A 13884-nucleotide genomic window follows, 5' to 3' on the forward strand; every position below is an offset into this window, starting at 1 on the left:
AACTGTTACGGTTATGACCCAATGCCGGTGTGCATAGGCACCGGAAACTAGATTTTGGTATTAACTAAGATAGGAAATATGCGCTGTCCTGGGAGAGTGAGGTTTTATGGGCGTTGTTAATATACATTAGACGTAGTAATTACATCAAATTCTATGATCCAATCAGATGATTACGATGTTGATCTAATGAGTCGCATTTTGCCGAAAGGAGTTCGCTTGAAATATGTTCATAGGTAAAAAAGCCGTGACATAAAAAAATCATCCCAGGCAACTAGTGCCTGGAATGACCTTTAGATGCAGTACGCTAATTTAATAGGTGATCGTTCCCTCGCCGCTCATGATAAATGTCCCACTAGATGGGGAGTCTTCGAAGACGATAACAGTTTCGATGAATACACCCGTGGCATTTTCAAACCGTCCGCTTCCCCCGTCGAAGTTCAATGTTTCTACAAAAACGGTAGGATTGGCACCAATAAATTCAATTGAACTATGATAGCCTCTCAATTCGTCACCATTCGCTGCTGTGATCGTGATGGATCTAATACCAAGGTCACCTGGATTCTCAGAACACCATTCCTCTAACATGGTACTCCGTCCAAGATGTGTTATAGTTCCTTCGCCAATAGCATTTAGGGCCAAGGCTGCGCATGATTCACCATCACCTGGAAAAAAGCTGTAAGTGCCTTCAATTTTCTTTATTTTAAAAGGACGTTCTACCGCCGCTTTTAATTTGACCTCCTGATTCATCAAATCAAGATCGTCATTGCTCATTGAATCACTTGTGCAGGCAAACAGAGTTGCCGCCAATAAGGATAAAATTACAAATCGATTTTTCATAATTAATTGGTTTAGGTTGGTAATTATTGTGTTTGCTTTTAATCTTTGATTTCCTGTTTGAAGCAGGAAATACTATTTCCAAAAAGCTATAAAAATAGATTTGTGAAAAATTGCAGGTGATTGATAAAAAAGAATTGAGGGGAATAATCTTCTTAAAGTACGATTTAAATCACACATAAACAAATACTTAGACCGGGAATAAAAATTGTAGAGCCCTGCGGGTAAGACTATGATGACTGTAAAACTCCTTACTCGTATTACAACATATATGTCAGATGGTAAACGCGGTCAGAAAGATACTTCTCTATTTAATAAACGGTGCTTTTCCTGCCTGCCGACAGGTTTACATGCCTTAGGTATGCAGGGCCGGAACCGTCGTTACCAAGCGTTTTTAATCTGCTTTCATCAATCCATCTGCATTCTCTTTTACCAATAGGACAATTAGTGATTGGAATTCTTTTACAAAGTTCTCGCAATAAAACTATTCTGCTATCTTGATTGCCGGGGGAATTTCTTTATAACCTTCTACGAATGAATTCCATCTCTTGTCCCAGTCCAAACTTGTAAAAAAGCAGCTATGGATTATAGCTCTTTGTTAGCCACATTCTTTACTTTACTTCGTACGTGATTTCAGCATTTTCAAGTTATTCTTAAAAAGTATTCTATGCAGGAATAATCGGGGTTATTTAAGACTCCTTTATGTTCAGATGCAGGAAAGAAACGGCATTTACTTATCTTTGTCGCTGGCAAAGAATTGACACTCATCTTCTTTGCTTTCTCATGTGAAGTGTTCACTTCTTTTCATGCAATCACGGTAACACGCAATTTTAGCTTTGACCACTTGCATTCAATATAGTACCAATAAGTGCTATCAACTTGATTTAACTCTAATCAAATGAGAACAATATTATTTTTATTGATTCTGGGGTTTTTTTCCTTACATCCTCCTGCAATCAGTCAAACATTGGTTGATAATAACAATCTTCCCAATAAACTCGGGGTGTTTATCGATGGCTGTGAAGAGTGGGATGGAGGCTGTGATCTGGATTATATCAGAACGGAAATTACGGCCGTTGACTTCTACCGGGATAATCAAAAGGCCGATGTCTTTCTGCTGATTAACAGAAACAGATCTGGGGGAGGGGAAAACAATATCAACTGATTTTTATTGGTCAGCAAAACCTACATGCGGGGAGAAGAGACACCCTCTATGTAGATAACAAACAGACCGACACCGACTTTGAAGTGCGGGCAAAACTAACCCGGTTTATCAAATTAGGGTTAGCTCCGTACGTTGCGAAAACCAAAGCCGGAGAGGATATCGAAATCAATATGAAGACTGACTCTGGCATTCGTGAAGATTCCATACAGGAAAGCGTCGATCCCTGGAATTACTGGGTTTTCAATGTGGGGAGTGACGCCAACATTGAATTAGAGGAATTGAGCAGTGAAATCAATATTGGCGGAAACATCAACATTGACCGTATCACGGATGAATGGAAAATATCCCTATCCGGGAGAATAGATGAAAGGCTTAGAAGAACGATTCAAAAAGTACCAAGAGTTGATGAGAATGGCGATCCGGTTCTCGATGGAGACGGCAACCAGATCATCGATGAAGTCAGGAATAATTTTGATGTATCAGAATTTGGATTCAGTCATCAGCTTGTGAAGTCTATCTCCCCCCAATGGTCTTATGGATATGATATTGCAGGACGTCAGAATACCCGACTTAATTATCAGTTTCAGATCAGTTTCAGACCAGCTGTTGAGTACAATTTTTTTCCGGAATCCGTGCAGAATTCCAGATTTCTAAGAGTGAACTATGGGATTGAACTCAGGAATAATCGATATGTCGAAGAAACGATTAACGATGTTCTTAAAGAGACCAGGGTTCTCCATAGTTTGAGAGCCAGCCTGGGGCTAAATAGACGTTGGGGAAACCTGGAGGTGGGATATCGTGTTAGAAATTATCTGGATGATTTTAGCTTTTGGTCCACAGGTTTGAATATCAGAGCAGAAGTCCGTATCACTGGGAATTTTTCTTTTTATGTAAGGGCAGAAGCCAACTACGTAAAGGACCAGATTTATCTGGCAGCAGGAGACTTCACCGAACAGGATATTTTGAGCGGGAGGGTAACCTTACCCTCAGCTTATAACATCGATACCAGATTTGGGTTTAATTATCGGTTTGGTTCTAATCTCAATAACTTCGTCAATCGAAGATTTTTTGGAAGGGCCAATTTTGTTGGGAATGATTAATAAACTCTAATGTAGAATAATTTCCCACGCTCTGGCCGGCGATGGGCCTGTCTGCCGGCAGGCAGGCTATAGCCGTTGTTGTGCTTAGGGGTTATTTTTTTCTGCCCTGTAATTTTGGCCTGTTTTGAAACCACAATATGCCAATAATACAAGAAGCCCTGTTTGTAGAATAAACATAATTTTCGATAAGATGCTCAAAGCATCTCCAACGGGATTCTTATCCTCCTTGAATTCGGCATTACTTGATGGGTTACTGAAAAAATCCAAAATACCAATTGTCTTTCCAAGAACGATTATGAACAATATCGTGGCAATGATGAGTATTACATTGGCCGTATAGTTCTTAAAATTCCGTTTTATAGTTCGGAAAAGATAGACAATGAAAAAAGTGAATACACCTAGTAGAGGAACCATCTGAATATTCGCAATAACAAAATATGTATCATAAATATTGATATCGAAAGTGGTGTCAGTTTTAAAGGCGTCAGGTCCCAAAAGAACTAGTGTTAATACTAGCACAATTCCAAAAGTTCCTATTAACCAAAAAATTTCTTTTCTAATCAATTTTAAAAGTCAATTCGGTTTTTTATAATGAAGCACAACGACCGGTGTTTATGACGGCTGTGATTTTCGAAGTAAGTTCTTGTCTATGTAGCCGAACAAATTATAAAAACTAACTTCAAATTAGTTTGTGACTCTCTGGGTCTTGTTCTCACTTTATTTGCATCCTTCATCTTTGCCCCCCGACAGTTGCCAACTTGTTCCTTTTAATCAGTCATGGCTAAAACGTTTAATCAAGTCCGAGTTTACCTTTCACCGACTCAAATATTTTGCCTGAACTGAAACCTACCCCATTTTTAAATACAATTTCCATGTTCCTGATATTAGAAACATCTTTTGATAGATCGCCATTTATGAGAATTAGATCTGCTTTTTTACCGACTTCAACACTTCCCGTTTCCTCAGCAACTCCAAGATAATTGGCACCATTGAGTGTCGACAATTTTATTGCTTCTTCAATATTAAATCCACCTTCGATCAGCAATTCAATCAACCGTTGATTAGAATAACCAGCAATTGTCCTTCCGGCTCCGGTCGGGTCTGTTCCAACTACAACTTTACCGCCCATTGTGTGGAATCGCCTTATTCTCCTCATATCATTTTTAAAGCCCTTATATTCCAGGGAATCGTATTTTGAATTGGCATACTGGTCGTATATGCCTTTTATTTGCTCCAGTAAAAACGGGGCCATGGCCACATCACCGCCTCCAGGTACAATCTCCCTCTCATTGAAAGGTTCAAATACGTTTGGAGTGTAGGTGATTGTAACATTCTTTTTAATCAGGTGCTCCATTAAATTCTTCAACTCCGGGTCGTTGTCATTCAGATTCAATAAGGATTGGGCAATTTTACCGTTGTCGCACTCATTCTCTTTTTTATCAGGTATAAAATCAGAGGATGCGGCAAACCCGTGTTCAAGGTTATCAATACCAAGATCGGCTGCTTCCCGATAGGTAATAGAGCATAAATGTCCGGTCACTTTCATGTTTCTTGAATGAGCGGCTTTGATGATCCTTTCCAAATCGTCCTTGGTGATATTATTGTAGGCCTTTACCGAAGTGACCCCCTTATCTGCCCAATAATTTATCCAGTTTTCAATGCTTTCATCTCCGTAGAGCGATTGTAACTGTGGGATAAAACCTTGTCGTTCTATGTGAGGTGTGGATACGTCAATATTGGGACCCACCATTTTTCCCTGATTAATAAGATTTTTGATATTCAAATCGGTATTTGCTTCAATACTACCCGCAGTTCTCATGGTTGTCACGCCTCCTGCCAAGTACATTTTCGGGAAAGTATTAGTCATGTGAACTGCCTTATAAGCTCCTTCAAAAGGTTTGGCATAGAATAAGTGTTCATGCAGCATAACAAGACCCGGAATTACGGCTTTACCACTGCCATCAATCACTTTTGCGGTAGGCGGAATATTAATCTTCCCCGAATCGCCTATAGCGGTTATGTGGTCTCCGGTAATAACAATGTCTTGATTTGTTCTAACCGGTCCACCTGTTCCGTCTATCAGAGTTATATTTCTTAGTGCAATAACCGGTTCTTGGATTTCTATGTATTTAGTTACTTCTTCGGAAAACGGCTGTCCGCACACTACACATAACGGCAACAGTAAAATAAAGAGAAGAGTAATGATTTTTTTCATAATTGGTTTATTTCAGTCTATCAGTTGTCTGTTAACATAATAGTGTCCAAGTCATGATCAGTAAGATGTCACCTGTCAATTGTGAACTAACCTAGTCTCACCTCTGACTGGCAACGCGCTTGGCTAAGGTTTGTTGCTTGAGTGCGCCGCGCCGGCCTCTGGCGGGCAGGCCCCGGCGAACCAGATTGTTTTAACTAAGATAGGAAATAAGCACAGACCTCGAAGAGCAATCATGCTGTTCGCCTTTGGTGCAAGTATAGGTGTTGTTGGCAGTTGTTATCATTTTTTCTTTACATACTTGAAGTCCTTTTTCCCATCCTGAATTTCAATCTTGGTGATATTTCCCAGCGGGATTGCTTTAGCCATCCCAAGGAATCTGGAGCGGTGACCATATAGGGTATCATTTTGAACTACAAATCTATCGAAGTAGAAGATGGTTCTTTTTCCATCTTCAGTGGTTATCCTCGATTCGATTGAAGGACTGTTTTTTACTTTTACAGGATTCCCGCTCTTATCAATACAACTTATTTGATCAATTGGATTTGCAAGATACTCTGCAATATCACCTGCTGGCCCCCGAGTCCTTACCATGATCAATGATGTTGAATCAATCTCGGAAAACTGACCTCTGAAAGATTCAATAGGTATGAAGTAAGTCTGACAACTGCAAATGATTGAACAAAGGGTAATTGCCAGGATTTTCGATTTCAAGTTCACACGTATTTTTTTTAATAACTGCCAACGGTACCGGCCCTGCATACCTTCGGCATGTATACCTGCCCGCAGGCAGGGCGCCTTGAGTCGCCAGCCTTCCGTCTTGTTTTTGATAGTCCCTAAAATAGCAAATAAACCCGGACCTCATAGGGCAATTAACCATAGCCATTGTTGCACATAGCTTATTTTCTTTTTTCAAAATATACGACCCTTTTATCTAGGTTATAAATAATGTTGAAATCAAGTAAAAGTCTTTGTCCAATTAAGCCATCTGCCAAACTGTTATCACGTTTATTTATCGGATCAACCTCAAACATCACCGGAACATTTCTCCATTTATTACCGCCAAATGATACAGATTTAACCTTGCTACTTATGTTAGACGTAATTGTTGAATCTGCTCCAAATCCTTTTTTAAAATGCTGTTTTTTATTCCCATTGATTAATTGATGTTCTTTAACTGTTTTGTTATGAAATGACAAGAAATTGTCGGCACCTGTATCAATCTCGAAATTCAGAGAGATTTGTTCATCTCTATTTCTCGGAATTACATCTACCATTATACCAAATAAGTTGGATTCCAAGGTGGTTAGTTTTACGGGGTCACTATTTCCTTTGTATGTGTACGAAAGAGGATCATAAAAAATAATTTCTCCTCTGTCAATATTCGTTTCTGTAATGAACTTTTTGAGTAGGTCATAGCCAATGACACCATCGACATTTGTATTTAAATACTCGCTCAAATGATTTAAATCCATCAAGATTAAATCAATGTTGTTTAACTTAATTTTTCGACCGATTTTCAGGATGTTTGATGTGGATTCCTTGGACAATAAAGTCTTTCCTGAAGTCGCGATTTTGGATTCTGCATTTATATTTAATGCAAGCTGTTTTGCCACTTTAGTTTCGACAACTGTTATGCCTGCCCCTGAATCAAAAAGAAAATTCAGAGGATTTTCATTATCATTAATCGTCACTTCCAGGAAAATTAAATTTTCTACAAGGTGGATTGGAACAGATTCGATTATGTTCTGTGATGTGACTTGAAATGAGGCAAAAATTGATAAGAATACTATAGAGTATTTGGTCATTTTCAAAGTATGCATAACGGTTCCGGCCCTGCATACCTAAGGCATGTAAACCTGCTTCAGGCAGGTATGACACGGCTCTCGAGTGCCTAGGCCCCAGCGATCCAGATTTGTTTTATCTAAGATAGGAAATAAGCGCAGACCTTTCATAGGGATGGGCTAAAGTCCTTGTTGTGCGTTCGGGATTATTCCCCTGAAGTTTTCACTCCAATCTCGTCAAAAAAATCCCATATTTCATCATAGATGAAAGTTCGTTCTTCGGCACTAAAATTGCCATGTCCTTTACCTTCAATTTTGACCAGCTTATTTTTTATTCCAAACTCTTTGCACAATTCATGGAGTTTTTCAGATCCTTCAATGGGGACAAAAGGATCCTGAGTGCCCTGGACAGAAATAATAGGAGGACTATTTTGGCCTAGATAAGTAATCGGGGACAGAGACTTTGAAGCTATTTCAAAATTATCTTCAGGATCTAGCCATGGATGACCCCTAAATTCCTGGAACATTAGATTTGAAGATCCGTTCCAATTAATTATGGCACTTACTTTGTAATCATTTTCAACTACATATTTATTGCCACATAAAGAATCATTCTTTTCTAAAAGACCGGTCATCAAAGCAAGGTGAGCACCGGCAGATTCTCCTGCGGCTACAATATTATTGGTATCAAAATAGTACTCGTCTGCATTTTCATAGATCCATTCTAACGCTTTTCTCGCATCCACTACGGCAGCAGGTGCTTTTGCAACATCGGCTAATCGATAATTAATATTTACAATGGCCCATTTTCGAGCCGCGTATGGCATTAAATCAATTGTTGATGCAGCCTTATCTCCAGCCATCCAACCTCCTCCATGCATAAACAATAAAACTGGTCTTTTCTTTCCTTCATATTTGTACCATGGGTCTTTTCCAAGATAAATGCGTGGAGCAATGACATCTAATTTTATTTCAAAATCATCTACAATGTGATAAGTGATGTCAGGTATGATACTAGCACTTAAATTGAGGTTGACAATTGGGTCAATTTTAATTTCTTCTTTCATTTTATTAGAGCATGAAAAATTACATATACCGGTTATGAAAACAAGAATTGTATAAAATGAGTACTTGTTTTTCATGAATATAATTCTCAGTAGGTAGTTGTTATTAATGATGACATACAACGCCTAAGGATCATCAGTAAGTTGGCCTGAGTCGCGTAGACCTTTCAAATATCTAAAAAGTATTGGATAATACCGGCCATTGCAAATAGCTCAGTTAGCTCATGGGTGATAGTGTTTATTGGAAGTTTTTACAGCATTCGAGATCGATTCAGGCATGGGATAATACAGGAAACATCCAGTGTTTATTTGTGAATAAGTCATACGTATCCTTCAGCATAAAAAGTGTGTCTGTGCCCTTTAATAAATGCTTTTCAAATCCCGACTCGTCCAAAGGTGTAAATCCCAATGCTACTTGAGTAATGCTTTCATCAGCCATGGCCTGGATTACGTCATTGATGTCTAGAGGTTTTATTGAGAACACATCATCCAGGTATAAGGTGTTACCTTCAAAGTGTGCGATGGTTATTGCATTGAGCTCTTCTACATAAAAAACGCTATTTCTCTTATATGACTTACAGTAAAACATGATCAGTGAGGCGTTGTTTCTCATAGATATCTGTGATATCGGAACCGACTCTTTAACCATTTTCGTTAGGAATGCCAGATCTGTCTGATCTTCCATGTTCAGTTTCTTCCAGGATGTAGAAGTGCTTTGTGTGTCTATTTTTTTTGAGTGTTGATATTCCTCTACGATCTGGAAATTAAACTTTGGATAGAAATCAAGGACTGTATCATTTGCAAAGAGATAGATAAAATCAGCATGGTCTTTCCATTCGTTCATTACTCGTTCCATGATGAACCTGTTAAGTCCTCTATGACGGTATTTTTCGTCTGTCATAACCGTCCCAATCTGAATACCTACTTTTCGCTCATTTTCGAAATCAAATTCAATTCTATTTATGGAAACATTAGAGATTACCTGGTCGCGATGCAACAGCGAATATGGGATATAATAATCCCCCCAAAACCCCTCTCGGTACCAGTCTTCCAGGGTGAATCCAAAGGTGACCTCAGTTAATTGATTGAAGCTTCTTCTGAGGTTGTGGTCGTGTTTATAGTCTTTGGTAAAGCCAAATCGAATGTCACACAGTTCAACGTATTCCATCATTTTTCTTTTAGCAAGTATTCCATTGCCTGATCCAAAGCTTTTGTAAATTTTTTTGACGTATCAAAATACCTTAGTCCGTACTGACCACACGTTTTTTCAATTCGTTTACTGTATTCCACCATGTTGCGAATATGGTCTTCGACATACTGCTCTGGTTCTTTCGTCAGCCAGTCTTTTTTATCACGATGGTATTCATATACCTCTTTTACTTTTTGCTGAACACTAACGTGTGCATAGCCTAAGAAGCATACTCTAATCAGACTCGGATATTTTTTTAGGAAATCAATGATTAATTCGGGAAGTACAGCTTCACCTTCAATGACTATGTCGGATTCAGACCATATGATACTTTCAAGCATCGCCTTCAAATAATCCCAGAGTCTTTCAGCAATTTCATCGGGCCATAATTTGTCATGGATGCCATATTCAGGAATGCCATTGGTAAACCCCATCACCAGCCAGTCAATCGATAGATAGGGAATTCCTTGCTTTTGCATGAATTTTTGAGCTAGTATGCTTTTTCCCGATCTCGAAGTCCCACTGATGATGTAGATCATTTTATTTTTCCTTTAAGCTTCGTCTATATGCCAGGGGTGACTTTTGTTAGGTGAATTTCATCTATCGGTTCCGGCCCTGCATACCTAAGGCATGTAAACCTGCCGGCAGGTGGTTATGGCTCGGGTGCCCGTCGACAAGAGGGATACCTCGATGTCCGGACCTTTCCATTATTGATTAATTATCTCTAAAGTAGGAAAATTTCCCAAGTCCTGGCCGGCGATGGGCCTGCATACCTAAGGCATGTAAACCTGCCGGTAGGCAGGTTATAGGCGTTGTTGTGCACAGTTTTATTTCCTTCCTCTTACAAATAATCTAAAGGCAAAGAAAAAGGGTAATCCAAAAAAAATATAAGGAAGAACAGAATAAAACATTTTAACCGAATCATTCAAAAGACTATTCGGAACCGTTACAGACCCCAGAATTAAGCCAACTGATGTGAAAGCTACCAATAGACTCAGAATTCTCAACATTAGGGATGCATTTGAATATTGAGATCTGGCGTTTTCCATGGTAATTTTAACCGGATAGTTTAATATCCATGGGCGATTCGCAAGCTTGAATAAAAAGTATGAGATTACACTAAAGATAATAGGAATGACCCACAAAACATCCTTGTTCGCTAACCCATTTTCCTTTGTTGGCCAATTAAAAAAAATTGAGACTTGCTCTGGTATTTGCTTGTAGTTGAATACAAGTAGAAGAGCAGATCCCAGGAGTAAAGTGTAAGCAGAGATCACTATTGTCTTTGTAAACAATGTCCTTTCTTGTTCGATTATAGGACGCTCCATATAAAATTATGCACAACGGTTCCGGCCCTGCACCTTCGGCATGTAAACCTGCCAGAGACAGGGCGCCTTGAGGCGCCAGCCTTTCCGGTTTTGTTTTTTATCAGACCTAAAATAGAAAAAAAACCAAATCCAGGCAGGCGCAAAACTATAGCCGTTGTTCTATGACTTTTCACGGTTGTGCCCTTCTTTTGAGGATTCTATAAATTGGATAGCTGAGAAGAATCAGACCTCCCGTAATTTTTGCTTTATCGTTCAGAATGAAAGTAGTGACTTGCCAACCATAGTCTTTAGAGAATTCTAAGCCATAGTAGAGGAAGAGAATGACCATGGCAAGTACAAAAAGAATAAATGCCGCTTTAAGGTTTTTTCTATTCATAAATCTCCAAAAAAATAAATGGTACATAACGGTCTCGTATAACCGTCAGTTTTAATTTCGGTTATACGTTGTTGGCAAAAATATTTGCATTTAAAATGTTTCGTATTTTATTCTCATCATCAACTCCAATATTCTCTAAATTGAAATTAAATTCAGAACCATTCTTTCTTAGAATATGCAAACGATTATTTTCAATTTTATAAGATTTAATATCTCCAAAGTTGATATTCCTTGGCCAGAAGGAATTCAATTTGATAATTAATCCCATTCTATTCCAGCCTACATAATTCTTAAAAAAGAATTGCTTGCTCATTAGAAAAATAAAAAATCCAAAACCGATAATTCCAGAAACCGATTGAAGCACAGAACCACGGTTGTTGAAAGCTGAGTAAATGTAAATACCAAGGAATATGATCATTGGAATAGCCAACACTTTTTTTGACCGGCTATCCATTTTATCAAAGTATATTCTTTTCATTTACGTAATTGATTTAATTAGTCTGTAACCATAGAAAACGCCAATTAAGGACATAATTCCACAAATCCAGTATTCACCTTTTGAAAAGTAACTTATTCCTCCGATTATTCCGAAAGCAGCCCATAATAGGTTTGCTATGATTTCACCTTGGTGTGATTTATTCTCTTTATCTCGATCATTCATATTATTACCAACGGTTATGTTTGCCTGCCTGCCGCAGGTAGGGCGCCTGGAGCCGATGAACCATAGGCGTTGTTGAACTACGTTTTACTAATTACCTGTTTCACAGTAGATATAAAGCATATCATCGACTGAGTTATCACCCAGCTCCTTAGCCTTTCTAAGATCTTCACATGCACTTTTTGTTTCTTTTCTTGAAGGTGTTAGGTTCCCCTTTGAAGTCAGGAGATTTATTTTGGCCACTCCTCGATTAGCATAAGCCTGATATGCTTTGGGGTAATCTTTTATTATTCTAGAATAATCGTTAATTGCCAGTTCTAAGTTATCTGTTAGGCTATATGCAGAGGCACGAAGAAAGATTACTTCAGCATCTGACGGATTCGAATTAAGAAATTGATCGCAAAATGCAATAGTTGATTCCGGATTTCCTTGTTGATAGTTAATAAGAGCCAGCCAATAAAGAGAGTTTTCACTCATTTTTTTATCACTGCCCTTGGCCATTACATATTTGAAATCCAATGTTGCCTCTTCGTAGCGTTGAGCTTGAAAGAATGCCAGGCCTCTATCTACAAAAGAGGCCATGTCTGTACTGTCAATACGGATGGCTTCGGTAAAATCTGCAATCGCTTTATCATATTCTTTCATTTTTGAATAAGTAAGTCCTCGGTTAATGAGGCCTCTTTTTATTATTCGAGGCTCATCTGTAGCTTCAATAAAGCGTGTGTATAGTGGTATTGCTTTTTCGAATTTATTTGCGTTGTAATAGGAATTGCCTTGCTGATAAAGGCTCATTAGCTCATCAGATTGCGCAGAACAAATAGAAACAAAGAATATTGCGATAAAAACAATTGGGTAAGATCTCATATTAAAATGCAGTACAATGGTTCCGGCCCTTCATACCTAAGGCATGTAAACCTGCCGGCAGGCAAGGCGCCCGGAGGCGCCAGTTATGCGTCTTGTTTTGTTATTCCCTAAAATAGTGAATAATCCCAGACCTAAGGAGGCTGTGAACCATAGGCGTTGTTGGCTTACGTTTTTATTCAGTTACCTCCTGTTGTGCTCTGCCTTTTTCAAATCCATCTTTAAAACCTCTTTTAAAATCATCCCATTCATAGATCAAAACAATCAAAAACATAGTTAATGCTCCAAATAGGAAGAATTTTATGTCTCTTTTCGAAATTTTCATACTCTTAAATATCTAATTAAAATATTAAATGAATGAAGTAATTTAAATGTATACCAACGATTCCAGCTATGGTTTGCCTGTCTGCCTCGGGCAGGGCGCCTGGAGGGGCCAGCCTTCCGTCTTGTTTGTTAATTCCTAAAATAACGAATAATCCCAGACCTTTGAGGGCGATGAGCCTTAGCCATTGTTACCTGCTGTGTTTTCATATTTTAATTGCTTTTCCGATTATTGGAATTATACATTTTATTTTTTGAGTTTTTGCTCTTAGTCTTTCTTCAAACTGTTTAAAATCTTGTCCAAGGTTATGGATAGGAATAACAGTTTTTGGATTGATTGACAAGGTGGTTTCTACCGCTTCGTTAATGTTCATTGTAAATTTCCCACCCATTGGAACAAACGCAATGTCAATATCTTCAAGGGATTCCATTTCGGTTAGGAAGTCAGTATCTCCCAAATGGTAGAATTTCAATCCATCTATGGTAAGAATAAATCCTACTCCCTGTCCTTTTTTATGTTGCTTTCTCGTTGATGTTCCGTGTTCAGTATTATATGCGTGAACAATGCTCAGTTTGATATTGTGTTCAATTTCAATCTCCTGTTTCGGTTCTATAATTGTGAATTTGCTACCTAGCTCTTTTAGGCAACTTTTTGGCGCAAAAATTCGTGTGCTTTGATTTGCTAGTCGATTTGTTGTTTCTTTTTTACAATGGTCTTTATGGTGATGTGTGATAAATATGAAATCTGCTTTTTCAAGTCCATTAGGCAATCCATCAATTGGATCTGGCCATTTTGAAAACTCAGTTTTGTCAGAATATTTAGAGAAATATGTTCTCAAATAGGCTGGGTCGAAATAGACTATTCTCTTGTTAATTCGCAGCCGTATCCAAGAATTTGGGAACCAAGTAATATCTGTTGCCAATTCTCATTCCATTTTAGTTTAAACTCAGCAAGATTAAGTTGCTCTTCGCATTGCAGGTAATAACGGTTC

General features: G+C 38.4%; 14 protein-coding genes. 2 read left to right on the forward strand and 12 right to left on the reverse strand.

What is annotated here, in order from left to right; translation table 11 throughout:
- Positions 1-309 precede the first annotated feature (309 nt).
- The gene (locus GWK09_RS07775) at positions 310-837 is read right to left on the reverse strand and encodes a hypothetical protein (RefSeq protein WP_163692417.1); all 528 of its coding nucleotides are present in this window, start codon (positions 835-837) and stop codon (positions 310-312) included.
- An 895-nt stretch (positions 838-1732) separates the two neighbouring features.
- Here GWK09_RS07775 and GWK09_RS14955 point away from each other — a divergent pair.
- A complete protein-coding gene (locus GWK09_RS14955; protein ID WP_204260375.1) occupies positions 1733-1999 on the forward strand; it encodes a hypothetical protein in 267 nt (88 codons plus the stop codon).
- A gap of 83 nt (positions 2000-2082) precedes the next feature.
- On the forward strand, positions 2083-3099 hold the full coding sequence (locus GWK09_RS07780) for a hypothetical protein (RefSeq protein WP_204260376.1): 1017 nt from the start codon (positions 2083-2085) through the stop codon (positions 3097-3099).
- 84 nt (positions 3100-3183) lie between these two features.
- Here GWK09_RS07780 and GWK09_RS07785 read toward each other — a convergent pair whose 3' ends face one another.
- From GWK09_RS07785 to GWK09_RS07835, 11 genes are all read right to left on the reverse strand, one after another.
- A complete protein-coding gene (locus GWK09_RS07785) occupies positions 3184-3663 on the reverse strand; it encodes a hypothetical protein (RefSeq protein WP_163692418.1) in 480 nt (159 codons plus the stop codon).
- Between the two features lie 226 nt (positions 3664-3889).
- A complete protein-coding gene (locus GWK09_RS07790) occupies positions 3890-5314 on the reverse strand; it encodes an amidohydrolase family protein (protein ID WP_163692419.1) in 1425 nt (474 codons plus the stop codon).
- A gap of 279 nt (positions 5315-5593) precedes the next feature.
- Positions 5594-6025, reverse strand: a complete 432-nt coding sequence (locus tag GWK09_RS07795; protein WP_204260377.1) for a hypothetical protein — start codon at positions 6023-6025, stop codon at positions 5594-5596.
- 185 nt (positions 6026-6210) lie between these two features.
- Complete coding sequence (locus GWK09_RS07800; protein ID WP_163692421.1) at positions 6211-7119, reverse strand: retropepsin-like aspartic protease; 909 nt, start codon at positions 7117-7119, stop codon at positions 6211-6213.
- 182 nt (positions 7120-7301) lie between these two features.
- Entirely contained in the window at positions 7302-8237 is a 936-nt protein-coding gene (locus GWK09_RS07805; RefSeq protein ID WP_163692422.1) for an alpha/beta hydrolase, read from the reverse strand.
- Positions 8238-8430: 193 nt separating this feature from the next.
- Entirely contained in the window at positions 8431-9327 is an 897-nt protein-coding gene (locus GWK09_RS07810) for a GNAT family N-acetyltransferase (RefSeq protein ID WP_163692423.1), read from the reverse strand.
- The gene (locus GWK09_RS07815) at positions 9327-9887 is read right to left on the reverse strand and encodes a P-loop NTPase family protein (protein ID WP_163692424.1); all 561 of its coding nucleotides are present in this window, start codon (positions 9885-9887) and stop codon (positions 9327-9329) included. The genes GWK09_RS07810 and GWK09_RS07815 overlap by 1 nt, the downstream gene beginning before the upstream one ends.
- Positions 9888-11113: 1226 nt before the next feature.
- The gene (locus GWK09_RS07820; RefSeq protein ID WP_163692425.1) at positions 11114-11530 is read right to left on the reverse strand and encodes a hypothetical protein; all 417 of its coding nucleotides are present in this window, start codon (positions 11528-11530) and stop codon (positions 11114-11116) included.
- A 270-nt stretch (positions 11531-11800) separates the two neighbouring features.
- Positions 11801-12574: a tetratricopeptide repeat protein gene (locus GWK09_RS07825; protein ID WP_163692426.1), complete on the reverse strand. Its 774-nt coding sequence runs from the start codon at positions 12572-12574 to the stop codon at positions 11801-11803.
- Between the two features lie 172 nt (positions 12575-12746).
- The gene (locus GWK09_RS07830; protein ID WP_163692427.1) at positions 12747-12896 is read right to left on the reverse strand and encodes a hypothetical protein; all 150 of its coding nucleotides are present in this window, start codon (positions 12894-12896) and stop codon (positions 12747-12749) included.
- 202 nt (positions 12897-13098) lie between these two features.
- Complete coding sequence (locus GWK09_RS07835; RefSeq protein ID WP_163692428.1) at positions 13099-13815, reverse strand: MBL fold metallo-hydrolase; 717 nt, start codon at positions 13813-13815, stop codon at positions 13099-13101.
- Positions 13816-13884: the final 69 nt, after the last annotated feature.

Source organism: Muriicola jejuensis (assembly GCF_010671595.1).
In the GTDB taxonomy this organism is placed as follows: domain Bacteria; phylum Bacteroidota; class Bacteroidia; order Flavobacteriales; family Flavobacteriaceae; genus Muriicola; species Muriicola jejuensis.

Excerpts from the sequence above, each read along its gene's own strand:
- GWK09_RS07775 (WP_163692417.1), bottom strand. The coding sequence starts at position 837 with ATGAAAAATCGATTTGTAATTTTATCCTTATTGGCGGCAACTCTGTTT.
- GWK09_RS14955 (WP_204260375.1), top strand. The coding sequence starts at position 1,733 with ATGAGAACAATATTATTTTTATTGATTCTGGGGTTTTTTTCCTTACAT.
- GWK09_RS07790 (WP_163692419.1), bottom strand. The coding sequence starts at position 5,314 with ATGAAAAAAATCATTACTCTTCTCTTTATTTTACTGTTGCCGTTATGT.
- GWK09_RS07800 (WP_163692421.1), bottom strand. The coding sequence starts at position 7,119 with ATGACCAAATACTCTATAGTATTCTTATCAATTTTTGCCTCATTTCAA.
- GWK09_RS07805 (WP_163692422.1), bottom strand. The coding sequence starts at position 8,237 with ATGAAAAACAAGTACTCATTTTATACAATTCTTGTTTTCATAACCGGT.
- GWK09_RS07810 (WP_163692423.1), bottom strand. The coding sequence starts at position 9,327 with ATGGAATACGTTGAACTGTGTGACATTCGATTTGGCTTTACCAAAGAC.
- GWK09_RS07815 (WP_163692424.1), bottom strand. The coding sequence starts at position 9,887 with ATGATCTACATCATCAGTGGGACTTCGAGATCGGGAAAAAGCATACTA.
- GWK09_RS07820 (WP_163692425.1), bottom strand. The coding sequence starts at position 11,530 with ATGAAAAGAATATACTTTGATAAAATGGATAGCCGGTCAAAAAAAGTG.
- GWK09_RS07825 (WP_163692426.1), bottom strand. The coding sequence starts at position 12,574 with ATGAGATCTTACCCAATTGTTTTTATCGCAATATTCTTTGTTTCTATT.
- GWK09_RS07830 (WP_163692427.1), bottom strand. The coding sequence starts at position 12,896 with ATGAAAATTTCGAAAAGAGACATAAAATTCTTCCTATTTGGAGCATTA.